The sequence below is a fragment of the Pseudomonas sp. CCI4.2 genome (assembly GCF_034350045.1).
In the GTDB taxonomy this organism is placed as follows: Bacteria; Pseudomonadota; Gammaproteobacteria; order Pseudomonadales; family Pseudomonadaceae; genus Aquipseudomonas.
Map to the genome: position 1 here is coordinate 1,473,019 of NZ_CP133781.1, position 15,993 is coordinate 1,489,011.

Here is a 15,993-nt window from a genome sequence, read left to right on the forward strand (position 1 = left end):
AGTCGTCCCTTGAGTCTGTTTCATTCCCACGATCATCACGATCACTCCGACCATGACCACGGTCACGCTGGGCATCACCATGGCCATCAGCATGGCGACACGTCTACTCCCGCCGCTTTCCCGTGGCGCCGAACGGCGTTGGCGGTGTTATTGATCGCTTTTGCAGTGGCGGCGGCCAGTCTGGTGCAAGTGCGTTCGGGCGAAGCGACGGTGATTACCCGTTTCGGCAACCCCTCTCGAGTATTGCTTGATCCGGGTTTGAGCTGGCGTTGGCCGGCGCCGTTCGAGGCAACGATTCCGGTGGACCTGCGGTTGCGCACCACTTCCAGTGGTCTGCAAGACGTGGGTACTCGCGATGGCCTGCGGATTATCGTCCAGGCCTACGTCGCCTGGCAGGTGCAGGCCGATCCCGACAACGTGCAGCGCTTCATGCGGGCCGTGCAGAATCAGCCCGACGAAGCGGCGCGGCAAATCCGTACCTTTGTCGGCTCAGCGCTGGAAACCACAGCGGCCAGTTTTGACCTGTCCAGCTTGATCAATACCGATGCCAATCAAGTAAAAATCACGGCGTTCGAAAACCAGCTGCGCCATCAAATCGAACAGCAACTGCTCTCCACCTATGGCGTGCGCGTCCTACAGGTCGGTGTCGAGCGTCTGACCTTGCCGTCGGTGACGCTGAACGCGACGGTGGACCGCATGCGTGCCGAACGTGAAACCATCGCCACCGAACGAACAGCAGTGGGTAAGCGCGAGGCCGCTCAGATCCGCTCGGCAGCAGAGCGTGACGCCCGTATCGTCGAGGCTGACGCCACGGTCAAAGCGGCGGATATCGAAGCACAATCACGGGTCGAAGCGGCACAGATTTATGGCAAGGCGTATGCCGGATCGCCGCAGCTTTACAACTTGCTGCGCTCGTTGGACACCTTGGGCACGGTGATCACGCCGGGGACTAAATTGATTCTGCGCACTGACGCAGCACCGTTCCGCGTATTGGTTGATGGGCCGCCAACGCTGGACGGTAAAAGCGGATCGCAACCATGAGTGAAGTCGTTACTGAACGGCCTGCAGTCAATAGCTCCTGGTTGCAGGCCAGCCGTTTGGCTTTTCTCGGTTTGTACGCGGTAACGTTGCTCGCGGCATTGGGATGGGCGTTGTCTAACGTGCGTCAGATTGACCCGCAGAACCGCGCCGTGGTCCTGCGTCTCGGCGCTCTGGAGCGTATTCAACACGCCGGTCTGCTGACGGCGTGGCCGCAACCGTTCGAGCAGGTGGTGTTGCTGCCGTCGGCGGATCGAGTGATTGAACGTCGGGTCGAAACCCTGCTGCGCTCAAAGCCAGCGTTGGACGCAGATCGAATCTCAAGCTTCGCCACGCCGATGAGCGATGCGTTGGCGGGCTCAGGGTATTTGTTGACCGGTGATGCGGGCGTCGTACAGCTGGACGTGACGGTGTATTACAAAGTGACCGACCCGTATGCCTACGTCTTGCAGGGCGAACATGTGCTGCCTGCGCTGGACCGTCTGGTCAATAGCAGCACGGTGGCGCTCACCGCAGCGCGGGATCTAGACACGATTTTAGTGGCACGTCCCGAGATGGTCAGCCCCGACAGCAAGTCTGCCGAGCGCCGTGAACGTCTGCGTGGCGATCTGGTACGCGGGATCAATCAGCGCCTGACAGCACTGGCGGCTACGGGTGTCGGACTGGGCATCGAAATCTCTCGGGTGGATGTGCAATCGAGCCTGCCGGCTTCGGCCGTCAATGCGTTTAACGCAGTGCTGACCGCCAGCCAACTCGCCGATCAGGCGGTGGCTAACGCCCGTACCGAAGCGGAAAAACTCACGCAAACCGCCACGCAGCAAGCGGATCGCACCGTGCAAGTGGCGCATGCCCAAGCCTCTGAGCGCTTGGCGAAAGCCCAGGCAGAGACCGCCACAGTAACGAGTTTGGCGCAGTCGATTCGCGACAAGAGCGATCCGGGTCTGCTGATGCGGATCTACCGAGAGCGCGTGCCAAAAATTCTTGGGCAAGCCGGTTCCGTGACCACGGTCGACCCCCATGACGATTCCCACCTGATTATTCAGGGAGCAGAAAAATGAGTGCCCACGCTGCGACAACTGAACCCGAGTCCTCCGAAGTCCCGGTCAGCATGCTCAGCAATGCCGAGCAACGGAGTGCCGCTCGGCAATTGACCTTGGCCATGCTCGCCTTGGGTTTGTTGGCATTGGGGCTCGTTTGGCGATTTTTCGTACCGGAACAAACCGGCGTCAGTCAGCTGTTGTTGGGTGCAGCGTCTTTGCTGGTCGCGGTGCCAGTGGTCAGCGCCGGTTGGCACAGCCTGCGTTACCCAAGCCTGCATGGCATCACCGACCAGTTGATTGCGCTGGCGATGCTCGGCGCCTGGGCCACTGGCGATTTAACGACCGCCGCGTTACTGCCCATCATCATGATCTTTGGCCATGTGCTGGAAGAGCGCAGCGTTATCGGTTCTCAAGAAGCCATTCAAGCCCTGGGGCGTTTGACCCGCAGCCATGCGCGGTTGATCGAGGCTAATGGCACGGTGCGTGAGGTGGATAACTCGGTGTTGGTGGCGGGCGATTTGGTGGAAGTCCGCGCAGGTGACCGGGTGCCGGCCGACGGCGTTGTGCGCTCCGGGCAAGCCAGCCTTGATACCGCGCCGATTACCGGTGAATCGGTGCCGCTTGAAGCGCGAGTCGGTATCGAAGTTTTCGGCGGTGCGATCAATCTCGATGGTCTGTTGCGTATCGAAGTAACGCGCATCGGCAACGAATCAACCTTGGGCAAAGTCATCGCGCTGATGCAAAGCGCTGAACGCTCCAAGCCGCCGATCACCCGTCTGCTGGAACGCTATGCCGGCAGTTACATGGTGTTGGTCTTGATGATTGCGGCGGTGACTTGGTTTATCACCAATGATGCGCAAGCGATGCTGGCGGTACTGGTGGCGGCGTGCCCCTGCGCGCTGGTGTTATCGGCGCCTGCGACGGCGATTGCCGGGATCGCGGTGGCCGCACGGCACGGTATTTTGATCCGCAGTTCGGCGTTTCTCGAAGAGCTGGCGGACTTGACGTCATTGGTCGTCGATAAGACGGGGACCTTGACCTACGGCACCCTTCGGCTGCAATCGATTCAAGCGGTATTGACGCAGCAGGCGACGTTATTGCCGCTGGCGGCGAGCCTCGGGTCGGCCAGCAGTCACCCGGTCAGCCGTGCATTGGCAGGGTTGGTGGAAAAAGATCAATTGCTGGTGCTGACCGACATTCACGAGCGGCAAGGCTTGGGCGTCGTCGCTAAAACAGAACATGGCCTCGCGGCGCTGGGTCGGCCTGAGCTGTTTGAACAACTGAACATCAGTACATCGCCAGTTCCGAATCACGACGGTCCGATTGCCGGGATCGCGGTGGACGGTGTGTTTTTGGCATGGCTGTTGCTGGCTGACAGCCTCAAGCCTGAAGCACGACAGGCGCTCGCCGAACTGCGTGAGCTGGGGCTGGGTCGTCAGTTGCTGCTGACCGGTGACCGCCAAAGCGTGGCCGACAGCCTTGCGCTTGAGGTGGGTATCAGCGACATCGAGGCCCAGGCGTTGCCCGAAGACAAGCTCAATCGGGTGATGGGCGAAATCAGCAGCGGTTTCCGGCCGATGGTGGTGGGCGACGGGATCAACGACTCACTGGCGCTTAAGGCCGGGGTGGTGGGCGTGGCGATGGGGGCGGGCGGAGCAGATATCGCACTGGCGTCCGCGGACATCGTATTGATTGGCAGCGACCTTCGACGATTGGGCACCTGCGTGCGTTTAAGCCGTCAGTGCCGTCGGACCTTGCACGTCAATGTGATCATCGGCTTGGGTTGGACCTTGGCCATCGTTGCCATGGCAGCCTTCGGTTTTCTGGGGGCGGCGGGTGCGATGATCGCTGCGCTTTTGCACAACCTCAGCACCTTATTGGTCCTCGGAAATGCCGGTCGCTTGCTGCGTTTTCAGGAGCCTCTACTAAAGTTGGAGACCAAGCCAGAGGCCTAGCGCTTAGGGGCTCTCACTAAAAGTGCCGTGCTAGACAGGTCTGTTAAGTATAAAAATTTGCTTGAGCTTTGTAGAACTCTGTTACAAATTGACAGTCATTCTTGATGAGGGTGCTCCATTGCACGCTGCATGTTGGCTCGAAACATTGGGCGATAGGCGGTAAACCCAAGGTTTCAATAGTGACTCGCGACTGGCCAATCGCCGGCGATTTCGGCATCAGCGTTGTTTTGGACTACCCTTTTTCCTGAGTTTCTGGATAGAGGGTTTACTCAATGCTCGCGCAACTTCCAACAGCCTTGCAGAATCTTCATCTGCCGCTACGGCTGAAACTGTGGGATGGCCATGAACTCGATCTAGGCCCGATGCCCAGCGTCACCATCGTGGTGAAAGACCCACAATTGGTGTCGCAATTCACGCGTCCCAGCCTCGACCTCCTCGGCAGTGCTTTCGTCGAGGGTCGATTGGAGCTGGAAGGGTCTATCAAGGAAGTAGTCCGCGTCTGCGACGAGCTAAGCCAGGCGTTGCTTGATGATGACGGACCTTATGTGCCGGTTCGCTCAGAGCACGACAAAGCCACCGACGCAGCGTCAATCTCCTACCACTACGATCTGTCCAACGAGTTTTACCAGCTCTGGCTTGATCAAGAGATGGTCTATTCCTGCGCCTATTTCAAGACTGGCGAAGAAACCCTAGAGCAAGCGCAGCAGGACAAGTTTCATCACTTGTGCCGCAAGCTCAGGTTGCAACCAGGGGAATACTTGCTGGACGTCGGCTGCGGCTGGGGTGGATTGGCACGGTTCGCGGCCCGCGAATACGGCGTGAACGTGTTCGGCATCACCTTGAGTCAGGAACAATTGACCCTTGCTCAGGAGCGGGTAATCGCCGAGGGGCTAGAGGATCGGGTGGAGTTGGTGTTGCTTGACTACCGTGATTTGCCTCAGGACGGTCGCTTCGACAAAGTCGTCAGCGTCGGCATGTTCGAACACGTCGGTCATGCGAATCTTGAGTTGTATGCGCAATGCTTGTTCGGTGCCGTCCGCGAAGGCGGGTTGGTGATGAACCACGGCATCACCGCCAAACACACCGACGGCCGTCCAGTTGGACGGGGCGCGGGTGAATTCATTGAGCGTTACGTGTTCCCCAACGGCCAGCTGCCTCACGTGTCGATGATCAGTGCGTTCATCAGCGAGACCGGGCTGGAGATCGTTGACGTTGAGAGCCTGCGGCTGCATTACGCGCTGACCCTCGAACACTGGAGTGAACGCTTGGAATCGCGGCTCGATGAAGCATCGGAGATGGTGCCCGAGCAAACCCTTCGTATTTGGCGCTTGTACCTGGCTGGCTGTGCATACGCGTTTGCAAGGGGCTGGATCAATCTGCATCAAATACTGGCGGTCAAACCATATGCCGATGGCAGCCATGGCTTACCGTGGACGCGGGAAGATATCTACGTTTGAAGATGTCTGTAAACGGGGTCTTCGGACCCCGTTCTGCGTTCTCGGTTTAGAGAATTGGCGACACCAAGCGCGCAATGCGCATGCCGAGTTGCTGAAAGCGGTGGGTTTCTTTGCTTTCTTCCAGGGCGATTTCCCGGGCGAGGGCAAAGTCGGCGTTGAGCATGACCTCAACCTGGCTGGCAAAATCACTGTCGACGGTTAACAGCATCAATTCAAAATTAAGCCTGAATGATCGGTTGTCCATGTTGGCGCTGCCGATGGCGCTGATTTCACTGTCGACCAGCACCACCTTCTGATGCATAAACCCCGGCTCATAGCGAAAGATCCGCACGCCTGCGCGCACCGCTTCGAAGGCGAATAGGCTGGAGGCGGCGTAGACCACGTAGTGATCGGGACGCGATGGAAGCAATATCCGCACATCGACCCCCCGCAGAACTGCCAATCGTAGCGCCGCGAATACCGCCTCATCGGGAATGAAATACGGGCTGGTTATCCACACTCGGTTTTGTGCCGCATGGATGGCTTCGACAAAAAATAGAGAACAGGTTTCTTGCGCGTCAGCCGGACCACTGGCCAATAACTGGCAGAGAACGCCGTCTTCGGGGTAGCTCTCCGGCAGGATCAGCTGAGGTAACTCGCGCGTGGCCCAAAACCAGTCCTCCGCAAACGACTCCTGCAAGCACGCTACCACCGGACCGACAATCGCCACATGGGTGTCGCGCCACGGCGAGAGCGGCGGCAACTTTCCTAAATATTCGTCACCGACGTTGTGGCCGCCAACAAAGCCGCGCACTCCATCGACTACAACAATTTTGCGGTGGTTACGGAAGTTGATTTGGAAGCGATTCAGCCAGCCGCTGCGGGTGGCGAACGCTTTGATTTGCACACCACCGTTGCGCAGGGTTTCGCTGTAACTTGCAGACAGGGCATGGCTGCCCACTCGGTCGTAAAGGACGTAAATGGCGACCCCCTCAGCGGCTTTTTCCAGCAGCAGGGCTTGCAGGCTTCGGCCAAGCTCATCGTCGTGAATGATAAAAAATTGAATCAATACTGCTTTTTTAGCACCACGGATGGCCTCGAAAATGGCGGCGAAGGTGGCTTCGCCGTTGATCAGTAACGTCACTTCGTTATTGGCCAGACACGGCATGCGCCCCAGTCGCGGCATGGCCCGCAGTGAGGCATACGCCTCTGAACGTCTCGCCGTTACAGCTTCTTCGATCCAGGGCCGCCAATTCAGTGTGCCAATGGCGGTGCGCATTTCCTGGTTAGCCTGGCGCCGTGCGTTGATGTAGCCGTCGAAGGTGCTGCGACCGAACACCAAATAGGGAATGAGGGTGACATAGGGAATGAAAATAAGCGGCATCGCCCATGCGATGGAGCCTTGTGCAGTGCGTACAGTGAGCAGTGCGTGAATGGCAGCAATCAGGCCGAGCAAATGAGTAAAGCCGATCAAATAGCCGACAAAAGACGGAATGTGAAAATCCATGCGTAACCCTGATCCTGTTTTTTTTAAGTCTCTAACAGACCACAGCACGTGGGGATTGTCGCTATTTTATTCTGGTTGCAACTGGCAGGCGCTTGCATCGTCTAAGACTCATCGTCAGGCTGGCGCGTAACCGGTCGCTTTCATTAAGGAATTTGCACATGAACAAACGCTTTTTGGCTTTGCTGTTTTGCCTGGGTGCGCCGCTGGCCCACGCGCAGATGCTGCAGCCGGGACTGTGGGAGCTGACCACCAGCAACATGCAGGTCGATGGCCAGCCATTGCCCGACTTGCAATTGATGCTGAACCAACTGAAAAGCCTGGCGCCCGATCAGCAAGTGATGATGGAACAGGCCATGCAGAAGCAGGGTGTGACCTTGGCCGGTAAGGGTGTGCAGGTGTGCTTGACTCAGGACCAGGTCAAGACAGACAACATTCCGCTGACAGACCCGAAGTCTGGCTGCAATCAGCAGATCACCGACCGCAATGGCAAGACTTGGAAGTTCCGCTTTAACTGCCCTAAAGCCCAAGGCACTGGGGTCGCACAATTCCAGAGCGACCGCGAATTCAGCACCTCTGTCGTCGGTACGTTCAATGCGACCGGCGTGCAACAAAACGGCAGCATGGAGACCCGCGCCGTTTGGCTGGGGCCGCAGTGCGGTGCGATCAAGCCTAGGACTTGAATCTAAAATCGGTAGGAGCCGACTTGTTGGCGAGAGGCCCTAACGGGTATGCCTGATCGATCACCTCGCCAACTAGTTGGCCCCTACAGAGTTGTGGCGGTTAACCCTATCTATGGCTGGGCCAGCGCGTCGCGCAGGGTGTCGATGTTGGCTTGGTACATGCCTATAAAAGTGCTGGCTTGGCCTTTAGCCGACAGGGCGTCGGAGTACAGCGTGCCGCGAACGGGTAGACCGCTTTTTTCGGCTATCTGTTGCAACTGGCGCGGGTCTTGAGTGTTGTCCAGCAGCACTGCTTTGGCTTTATCGTCGTGGATTTTAGCGATCAATGCATCGAGCTGTTCCGGCGTCGTTTCGACGTTGGCCGACACTCCCTGCGGCGCGATAAATTCGATTTGGTAGGAGGGGCTCAGGTAACCAAACGAGTTATGTGCCGTCACGAAGCGCCGACTGCCAGGCGCCAAGGTGCCCGTGGGTATCAAGCCAATTTTTACGTGAGCATCGTTGATCAGGGCGTGAAGTTGCTTGGTATAGGCCTTCCCACCGGAAATATACGAATTGGCGTGGGTCGGATCAACCGCGCTAAAGGCCAAGACGATGTTGTTCACGTAAAGCTCCGCGTCCGGCACGCTCTGCCAGGCATGTGGATCAATAACGGTTTTGCCGTTTTCCTTCGCGGTGCGTGGCGTGATGCCGCTGCTCGCAGTGATCACCAGTGTTTTCACTCCACTGCGTGTAATCAGCGCATCCATCCACGGTTCATAACCCAAACCGTTCTGAATGATCACGTTGGCCTGCGCCAGCTTTTTCGTGTCCTCACCGGTTGGCTTATACGCCTGAGCGTCTTGATCGGGGCCGACCAGATTGATGACCTGGATATGATCACCGCCAACGTGCTGGGCCATGTCGGCAAGAATGCTAAAGCTGGTCACGACTTTCAATTTTTCCGCTGCCGACAACGACAGTGGCAGCAGCAACAAACTGGATAGCACCAAGGCAACGCGCATCGGGTGAAACCTCACTGGAGGGTGTGGGCGAGCGCGTTCCAGCGCTCACCCGTGGGACGCATTATGCGGTATCTGACCTTAAACTTCAGTTCCACGTGGAACACTGTTCTTCGAAGTTGGCAGAATCTCTAGCCTGACAAGCGATGCGACACGTACCCACCCGGTCCAGGTGAAACGCTTGGTCTAGGGCTTCGCGGCTGTATCCGGCAGGGCCAAGGCGTTCATCAAATGGCTCATCGTCGAAGTAAAAAATCATGTTATGTTATAACTATTATTTCAACGTCACTTTTTTTGAGCCTGGATGCTCTCCCTATTTTTTCGGTACATCCCATGCACAGACGTCAAATGTTGCTCAACCTTCTTTTGGCCGGTGCGGCCTTGGCATTGCCGTTGGGTGTATCTGCTGCTCAGATTCGCAATGCTCGGCTGTGGCGAACGGACGATAAACTTCGCCTAGTGTTCGATCTTAGCGGTCCGGTCAGCTATAAGACGTTCACGTTGAGCGCGCCGGAGCGGGTGATCATCGACCTCAGCGGCGCGCAGTTGAGCGGGGATTTCCGCCAATTGGCGCTGGCGAACACCCCCATCAAGTCCATTCGCTGCGGGCACTTTGGTCAAGGCGATACGCGCATTGTGTTGGACCTGAATGCGCCGGTGCAGCTCAGTAGTTTTTTGCTCGGTCCTGAGGGTTCGCAAGGCCACCGGCTGGTGCTGGATCTGGGCAGCGCGACTCACGTTCCCGTGCAGATCGCGGCCGTGGGTGCAATTGCGCCGCCCGAACAGCCGTCGCCATTGCGAGACAAAGCTCATCCCAAGCGCAGCATCATGGTAGTGGTCGATCCCGGTCATGGCGGAAAAGACCCGGGTGCCATCGGCTCCAAAGGCGAGCGGGAAAAAGACGTGGTGTTGTCCATTGCCCAGTTGCTCGCCAAGCGCTTGAAGCGCGAGAAAGGGTTTGATGTGCGCCTGGTACGCAACGACGATTTCTTCGTGCCGCTGCGCAAGCGGGTAGAGATCGCTCACAAACTCAACGCCGACATGTTCATTTCCGTGCATGCCGACGCTGCGCCGCGGCTCACTGCATCGGGAGCCTCGGTGTATGCGCTTTCAGAAGGCGGCGCCACCTCGGCCACAGCGCGCTTCATGGCTCAGCGTGAAAACGGTGCCGACCTGATCGGTGCGAGGAGTCTGCTTAGTCTGAAAGACAAAGACCCGATGCTGGCTGGGGTGATTCTCGACATGTCGATGAACGCAACGATTGCGGCCAGTTTGCAGCTAGGCAACACAGTGCTTGGCAGCTTGGCTGACATAACGTCGCTGCATCAAAAACGCGTCGAGCAAGCGGGTTTTGCCGTGCTCAAATCGCCGGACGTGCCCTCGATTCTGGTCGAAACCGGCTTCATCTCAAACGTCCGCGACAGCCAGCGATTGGTTACGGCGCGTCATCAACAGGCCGTTGCCGATGGACTGTTTGAGGGGTTACAGCGCTATTTCAAACATAACCCGCCCACTGACTCCTATATGGCGTGGCAACAAGAGCACGCACGAGGGCAGGTTTGAGGCCCCGCGTTACTGGCAACCGCCCATACGGTTGCAGGTGAATTTGCTGCGTTTACCGTCAGAGCTGGAGACCCGGGTGATGGTCGTCCAGCCCACGCGTTGGCTGTAACCGATCCAGGTGTCGCCGTTCGACGCCAGGCCGGTAAAGAACGTCAGCATGCCGTAGCGACTATTGGTTTGTGCCCACAGCCGGTTGCCTTGAACTTCAAACCCACGAACGTAGGACACCGGGCCGGCCGTTGCCACGCTGTAGCGATTGCCGAGTGCATCGCTGCACGCGATCAGGTTCGCGCTCTGTGAGCAGCGGGTCGTTTGCGCCTGCATGTTGGTTGGGGCCGCCCGCGCCTGGGCGCTTGCGAGCAGTATGGCGACCATCAAACTCGTTAAAACGTGATTCATCGAAGCGGCCTTTGTCGTACGGGTTAGCTATTCTGCACTGTTATACTATAACATCTGCCGGCCGGCGCTTACTTGATGACTTGCGCCCGATGAGGACTGCCTGATGCCCAACCGTCTACCCGTTACCGTTCTGTCTGGATTTCTCGGCGCCGGTAAAAGCACGCTGCTCAATTACGTTCTGCGCAATCGCGAGCATCTCAAAGTTGCGGTGATCGTCAACGACATGAGTGAAATCAACATCGATGGTGGCGAAGTTCAGCGCGATGTCAGCTTAAACCGCGCAGAAGAAAAGCTCATCGAAATGAGCAACGGTTGTATTTGCTGCACCTTACGCGAAGATCTGCTTGAAGAGGTCAGTCGGTTGGCGCAGGACGGTCGTTTTGATTACCTACTGATCGAGTCCACCGGAATTTCGGAGCCGCTGCCCGTGGCGGAAACCTTCACGTTCCGTGATGAACAAGGAAAAAGCCTGGCCGACATGGCGCGTCTTGACACCATGGTGACCGTGGTGGATGGCATGAACTTTCTTCTCGATTACCAGGCCTCCGAAAGCCTGGCGACCGCTGGCGAAACTTTGGGCGAAGACGATGAGCGTTCGATTACCGATTTGCTGATCGAGCAGGTCGAATTTGCAGATGTTCTGTTGATTAGCAAGATCGACCTAATCAGCGTCAGCGAACGCGAGGAGTTGACCGCGATTCTGCATCGGCTTAACGCCCACGCAGAGATCATCCCCATGGTCATGGGTGAAATTCCGCTGAAAAAAATCCTCAACACTGGGCGTTTCGATTTCGAGCGGGCGTCGTTGGCACCGGGTTGGCTCAAGGAGATGCGCGGCGAGCACCTACCTGAAACTGAAGAGTACGGCATTGCTTCAACCGCTTATCGCGCACGTAGGCCGTTTCATCCTCAGCGGTTTTATGACTTCATCGACCGTGAATGGATCAATGGAAAACTATTGCGCTCAAAAGGCTTTTTCTGGCTCGCGAGCAAGCATCAGGACGCCGGAAGCTGGTCGCAAGCCGGCGGGCTGATGCGCTATGGTTTCGCCGGACGGTGGTGGCGTTTTGTGCCCAAACAACACTGGCCGCAGGACCCGGAAAGTGCGGCGACGATCATGGAAAACTGGGTCGAAAAAACCGGCGATTGCCGCCAAGAATTGGTGTTTATCGGGCAACACATCAACTTTGCACGGCTCGTCGACGAACTGGACAGCTGCTTGCTGACCGATGAGGAAATGGCGCTAGGTGTTGAGGAATGGCTTCAGTTTACCGATCCCTTCGGGCCCTGGCATGACGAGGTAGCCGCTTGAAGCTCACGGCCTGAGCAGCTTACGGTGTTAGCCACTGGCCTTGACTTTGTCCTTCGCAAAAAGGCTTGAGGTAGTGAGCGTCGGTAGCAACGCCGTAATAGTGAATATTTTGGTGATAGGGCATATTGGCGACTTGGGCATTGCTGCACACGCCAAAGGCGCCGGTGGGGCATTGCTCGACAAAGACGACGTCGACTTTTTGCCCGGCAAATTGCGGTTGGCAAAAGCCGTCGTGAAAAAGCTTCGTCGGGATGTTTCGGTTCTCCTGGCAAACTTTGACGTCGAGGCGTTCGGCTTGAGTGTGTACCACGCAAGCTTCGGCCCAAACCTCATTCGATGTCATCCATAACAGTGTCGCCAGCCAGATCACGCGCATCATTTACCCGTACCTTCCACTCTTAAGAAATCGGCCACTATGTTGCAGAACATCCCGACCCACGTCATTGCGGGCCCTTTAGGCGCTGGCAAAACCAGCTTGATCAAACAGCTGCTGACGCAAAAACCAGTCGGCGAGCGCTGGGCGATCTTGATTAATGAATTTGGTCAGATCGGTCTGGATGCTGCGCTGCTGACCACGGCCGCCGATGGTATCGCACTTGGCGAGGTCGCTGGCGGGTGCCTGTGTTGCGTCAACGGCGCGCCGTTTCAAATCGGTTTGGGTCGTTTGCTGAAGAGCGCGCGACCGGACCGATTGTTGATTGAGCCGTCAGGGCTTGGGCATCCGGCGCAGTTGATGGAACAGCTGCGTGAGCCGCCGTGGGAAGGCGTATTGGCGCTTCAGCCCAGCGTGTTGGTGCTGGATGCGGCGGCAATGGCGGCGGGTCAGCCATTGCCATACAGCCAGCGAGCGGCGTTGAACGGTGCGGGTGTATTGGTCATGAATAAATCTGCGGGGCTAGTTCCGGCGGAACGCGACAAACTGGCTGGGTTATTACCGGACAAACCCTTGTTCTGGACCGACCAAGGCGTTCTGCCGCTGGCCAATTTGCCCGGCGTTGATGCTCAGGCGTCCGCGTCGGTGGATAACTTCAGTCCACCAAAAGGGTTGGCGCAACTTCCGGCCATCTGGACCGATTCCCGTCAGCCCATTTGCCTAAGCCAAACTCAGCCAGAGGGTTGGAGCATCGGTTGGCGTTGGCACCCAAGCCAACAATTTGAATTGATGCAGGTTCAGCAGTGGCTTAATCGTCAGGCGTGGCGGCGGGCCAAGCTGGTTATTCACAGCAACGCGGGGTGGTTGTCAGGCAATGCGCTGGAGGGCGCTGCAATTCACTGGCAAAACAGCGAATGGCGTCGAGACTCACGGCTGGAGCTGATTTTCAGCACGCCCCAGGACGAGGCGGCGTTGCAAGCGGGACTGGCTGCCTGCTTGATCTAAACGGGTTATGCACAGCCCCGTCTAGTTATGCACGTTTAATTACAACTTGCGCTTGATATGGTTTTCGCGCCATTCGCTCATCTCGATGACGTTGGCGCTTGGCGGTGGAGTTTTGATTTCAAACGGGTAGGGTGCCAGCACGATTTGCGCGGTGTGGGCGCCGAACATTGTGATCGTGCCGGGGTGCCGCTGCTCGCCGGTTACGGTGAACTCAAAGTTATACACGCGAGCCAAGCGCTTTGTGCCATTGGCATCGCGTGCAAATGTCAGGCGACGCAGCGCTACGTTGCCGTCAAGCAATTCGATGTCGAGTTTGGCGCAGTGTTGCTTAACCCGCGCCAATGCTTGCTCACGCAAACCATGGGAATGCCAGAGCCATGCGGCGCAGGTTGCCAAGACCATCAAGACAAAAAGATTACCCAGCGTCAGCATGAAAGTGTGCTCCACCAAAGGACGTCCAGCTTAACTGGGTATGACGATTTTCAGCCATACCGGTCGACCTAAATTTCGTTCAATTCCGTTCTTGTTCATCTGCCGTTAAGGCGCTTCTTCCTTGATTTCCTGATAACGCTTTTCAAGCTCTTGACGAATTTGACGCCGTTGCTTGGCTTGAACGTAACGACGCTTATCTTCGCTGTTGGCCGGTTCAAGCGGCGGTACTGTGGCCGGCTTGCGCTGATCGTCGACGGCCACCATGGTGAAGAAGCAGCTGTTGGTGTGTCGAACCGAGCGTTCGCGGATGTTTTCAGTCACCACCTTGATCCCGACTTCCATCGAGGTATTGCCGGTGTAGTTGACCGATGCAAGAAAGGTCACCAGTTCGCCCACGTGAATAGGTTCACGAAAAATCACCTGGTCCACTGACAGCGTCACCACATATCGCCCGGCGTAGCGGCTGGCGCAGGCGTAAGCGACCTCATCGAGGTATTTGAGCAAAGTGCCCCCGTGAACGTTGCCAGAGAAATTGGCCATGTCCGGGGTCATCAAGACAGTCATCGATAGTTGAGCGTTTCCGGGTTCCATAGCGTACTCACAGGTGGGGTGTGTCAGAAGTGCACCTTAGGGTGGCGCTCATGTTCTTGGATCAATTTTTATACAGCATTATTCGGGACGGCGGCGACGTCGCCGCCGTCACGTAGGCGTGTGTGTAAAGTCCCACATAGTTACATCCAGCTGGAGCCGTCCTGGCATTGCGCCGGAACGGCGTCCTGATGTCGACTCAGCTTTCCAGCCAGACATCCCGGGCCCAGTGCCAGACTGACTCCCAGCTTTCTTCAGTCACCAGCTCTTCTTCAGCGGACCATTGCACTACGGTGCCGTCTTCTTCCACGCAATAATAATCGTCGCCGTCCTGACAGATCGGGATCAATTCACGTGGTACGCCGATGTCCCACGCCGTTGCGCACACTTCTGGCAGATAAGTGTGCGATTGCGGGTCCATCACTGTGACCGGTTCCAAACTTCCGTAAACCACGTCGCTGACGGTGAGCAGGAATTCCTTGAACACGAACGGAATATTGATAAACAGCTGTTCCTCGATTTCTACCAGGACATCATCGTCAGGCAATTCAAGGGGTACTGGTACCCGTTCGTTCTTTTCACGCAGCTCTTCAATGACTTCTTCCACGACCTGGATCCTCTAAACTATTGGCGCGGTTTATACAGTAGCGTAAAGCGTTTCTCAAAATAACTACCCGAATGGATAAAACAAAACCCCGGCCAAAGACCGGGGTTCTGTGTGTTGTAGCGCGGATCAGCCGTTTTGGCGGATACCGGCTACCAGCCAAGGCTGGTTATCACCTTGTGGACGCTCCATGTTCCAGCTTTCGCTGAACACTTCGCCTTGATCGAAGCGCGAAGTCTTGGACAGGCCGGAGAAGGTCAGCGTGGCGACGGTTTTATCCGAGCGATCATCCAGGCCGTCGAGTTGTACAGTCAGGTTGTCGATGTAGGTCGACTGAAAGCCGTCTCCCAGGTTTGCGCGTTCCTGCTTGAGGAACTGCAACATCTGTGGCGTCACAAACTCGGCAATCTTGTCCATCTCATTGGCGTCCCAGTGCTGTTGCAGCGACTGGAAGTGGCCACGAGCGGCGTCTAGGAAGCGTGATTCGTTAAACCAGGCTGGCGCTTGGATCACTGGCGCCGGTGCAGAAGCTGCGGACGACCCACCGAACATTGAGGCTTGAGCCGGTGGTTCATGGGTTTCACGCTGAAACGGCGTGTGGCCAGCGGCAGCCATGTCAGGCTGCTTGCGACGACGTGCGGCGATAAACCGGAAAATCACGAAGCCGATGATGGCCATGATCAGGATGTCGAAGAACTGCATGCCGTGGAAGCCGCCGCCCATGAACATCGAGGCCAGTAAGCCACCGGCTGCGAGGCCGGCTAAAGGACCCAACCAGCGCGACGCGCCGCCAGCAGGACGAGCAGCAGCGGCTGCGGCACCTGCAGCACCCGGTGCGGCAGATGGAGAAGAAGTCGGCGCTTGGCGCATTTGATGGCTTGGCGCTGAACCGAAGGACTTGCCGCCACCGAAGCGCGCGTTGGCGTCGAGGCTCATTGTGAGCCCGATGCACAACACCATTACGATGCTAAAAAAACGTTGCATAAGGGATTCCCATTTGTGGATTGCACGCGCGTCATGTTGCACATGAGCCATGGCGATAGCTAGCGACTAAATGTTT

General features: G+C 57.2%; 16 protein-coding genes. 8 read left to right on the forward strand and 8 right to left on the reverse strand.

Annotation, left to right across the window (positions count from 1 at the left end; translation table 11 throughout):
* The first annotated feature begins 9 nt into the window (after positions 1-9).
* From RHM65_RS06485 to cfaB, 4 genes are all read left to right on the forward strand, one after another.
* Complete coding sequence (locus RHM65_RS06485) at positions 10-1,041, forward strand: protease modulator HflC (RefSeq protein ID WP_322166756.1); 1,032 nt, start codon at positions 10-12, stop codon at positions 1,039-1,041.
* Complete coding sequence (locus RHM65_RS06490) at positions 1,038-2,096, forward strand: protease modulator HflK (protein WP_322166754.1); 1,059 nt, start codon at positions 1,038-1,040, stop codon at positions 2,094-2,096. Before RHM65_RS06485 ends, RHM65_RS06490 begins: the two co-directional genes overlap by 4 nt.
* A complete protein-coding gene (locus RHM65_RS06495) occupies positions 2,093-4,033 on the forward strand; it encodes a heavy metal translocating P-type ATPase (RefSeq protein ID WP_322184527.1) in 1,941 nt (646 codons plus the stop codon). The genes RHM65_RS06490 and RHM65_RS06495 overlap by 4 nt, the downstream gene beginning before the upstream one ends.
* A 272-nt stretch (positions 4,034-4,305) precedes the next feature.
* Positions 4,306-5,490: a C17 cyclopropane fatty acid synthase CfaB gene (gene cfaB, locus RHM65_RS06500; protein ID WP_322184528.1), complete on the forward strand. Its 1,185-nt coding sequence runs from the start codon at positions 4,306-4,308 to the stop codon at positions 5,488-5,490.
* Between the two features lie 46 nt (positions 5,491-5,536).
* Here the strand turns inward: cfaB and cls are convergent, their stop codons facing one another.
* Positions 5,537-6,976 carry a cardiolipin synthase gene (gene cls, locus RHM65_RS06505; protein WP_322184529.1) on the reverse strand — a complete coding sequence of 480 codons (1,440 nt, stop codon included), beginning with the start codon at positions 6,974-6,976 and terminating at the stop codon, positions 5,537-5,539.
* Positions 6,977-7,134: 158 nt separating this feature from the next.
* Between cls and RHM65_RS06510 the strand changes: the two genes are divergently transcribed.
* The gene (locus RHM65_RS06510; RefSeq protein WP_322184530.1) at positions 7,135-7,656 is read left to right on the forward strand and encodes a DUF3617 domain-containing protein; all 522 of its coding nucleotides are present in this window, start codon (positions 7,135-7,137) and stop codon (positions 7,654-7,656) included.
* A 110-nt stretch (positions 7,657-7,766) separates the two neighbouring features.
* Here RHM65_RS06510 and RHM65_RS06515 read toward each other — a convergent pair whose 3' ends face one another.
* Positions 7,767-8,660 carry a metal ABC transporter solute-binding protein, Zn/Mn family gene (locus tag RHM65_RS06515; protein ID WP_322184531.1) on the reverse strand — a complete coding sequence of 298 codons (894 nt, stop codon included), beginning with the start codon at positions 8,658-8,660 and terminating at the stop codon, positions 7,767-7,769.
* A gap of 330 nt (positions 8,661-8,990) precedes the next feature.
* Between RHM65_RS06515 and RHM65_RS06520 the strand changes: the two genes are divergently transcribed.
* Complete coding sequence (locus RHM65_RS06520; RefSeq protein ID WP_322166745.1) at positions 8,991-10,220, forward strand: N-acetylmuramoyl-L-alanine amidase; 1,230 nt, start codon at positions 8,991-8,993, stop codon at positions 10,218-10,220.
* Between the two features lie 9 nt (positions 10,221-10,229).
* On the opposite strand, the gene RHM65_RS06525 is transcribed toward RHM65_RS06520, so the two are convergent.
* Complete coding sequence (locus tag RHM65_RS06525; protein ID WP_322184532.1) at positions 10,230-10,619, reverse strand: glutamine synthetase; 390 nt, start codon at positions 10,617-10,619, stop codon at positions 10,230-10,232.
* Between the two features lie 103 nt (positions 10,620-10,722).
* On the opposite strand from RHM65_RS06525, the gene zigA reads away from it, so the two are divergent.
* A complete protein-coding gene (gene zigA / locus RHM65_RS06530) occupies positions 10,723-11,931 on the forward strand; it encodes a zinc metallochaperone GTPase ZigA (protein WP_322184533.1) in 1,209 nt (402 codons plus the stop codon).
* Positions 11,932-11,950: 19 nt separating this feature from the next.
* On the opposite strand, the gene RHM65_RS06535 is transcribed toward zigA, so the two are convergent.
* Positions 11,951-12,307, reverse strand: a complete 357-nt coding sequence (locus RHM65_RS06535) for an NADH:ubiquinone oxidoreductase (RefSeq protein ID WP_322171283.1) — start codon at positions 12,305-12,307, stop codon at positions 11,951-11,953.
* A 39-nt stretch (positions 12,308-12,346) separates the two neighbouring features.
* Here RHM65_RS06535 and RHM65_RS06540 point away from each other — a divergent pair, with 39 nt between their 5' ends.
* Positions 12,347-13,309, forward strand: a complete 963-nt coding sequence (locus RHM65_RS06540) for a CobW-like GTP-binding protein (RefSeq protein ID WP_322184534.1) — start codon at positions 12,347-12,349, stop codon at positions 13,307-13,309.
* A 39-nt stretch (positions 13,310-13,348) separates the two neighbouring features.
* On the opposite strand, the gene RHM65_RS06545 is transcribed toward RHM65_RS06540, so the two are convergent.
* From RHM65_RS06545 to RHM65_RS06560, 4 genes are all read right to left on the reverse strand, one after another.
* Positions 13,349-13,741: a DUF3301 domain-containing protein gene (locus tag RHM65_RS06545; protein ID WP_322184535.1), complete on the reverse strand. Its 393-nt coding sequence runs from the start codon at positions 13,739-13,741 to the stop codon at positions 13,349-13,351.
* 105 nt (positions 13,742-13,846) lie between these two features.
* Positions 13,847-14,332 (reverse strand): acyl-CoA thioesterase, encoded by a 486-nt coding sequence (locus tag RHM65_RS06550; RefSeq protein WP_322166738.1) that lies wholly within the window; start codon positions 14,330-14,332, stop codon positions 13,847-13,849.
* A gap of 196 nt (positions 14,333-14,528) precedes the next feature.
* The gene (locus RHM65_RS06555; protein WP_322166737.1) at positions 14,529-14,936 is read right to left on the reverse strand and encodes an SMI1/KNR4 family protein; all 408 of its coding nucleotides are present in this window, start codon (positions 14,934-14,936) and stop codon (positions 14,529-14,531) included.
* A gap of 126 nt (positions 14,937-15,062) precedes the next feature.
* Positions 15,063-15,917, reverse strand: coding sequence for a Tim44 domain-containing protein (locus RHM65_RS06560; RefSeq protein ID WP_322166736.1), 855 nt, complete (start codon positions 15,915-15,917; stop codon positions 15,063-15,065).
* Positions 15,918-15,993: the final 76 nt, after the last annotated feature.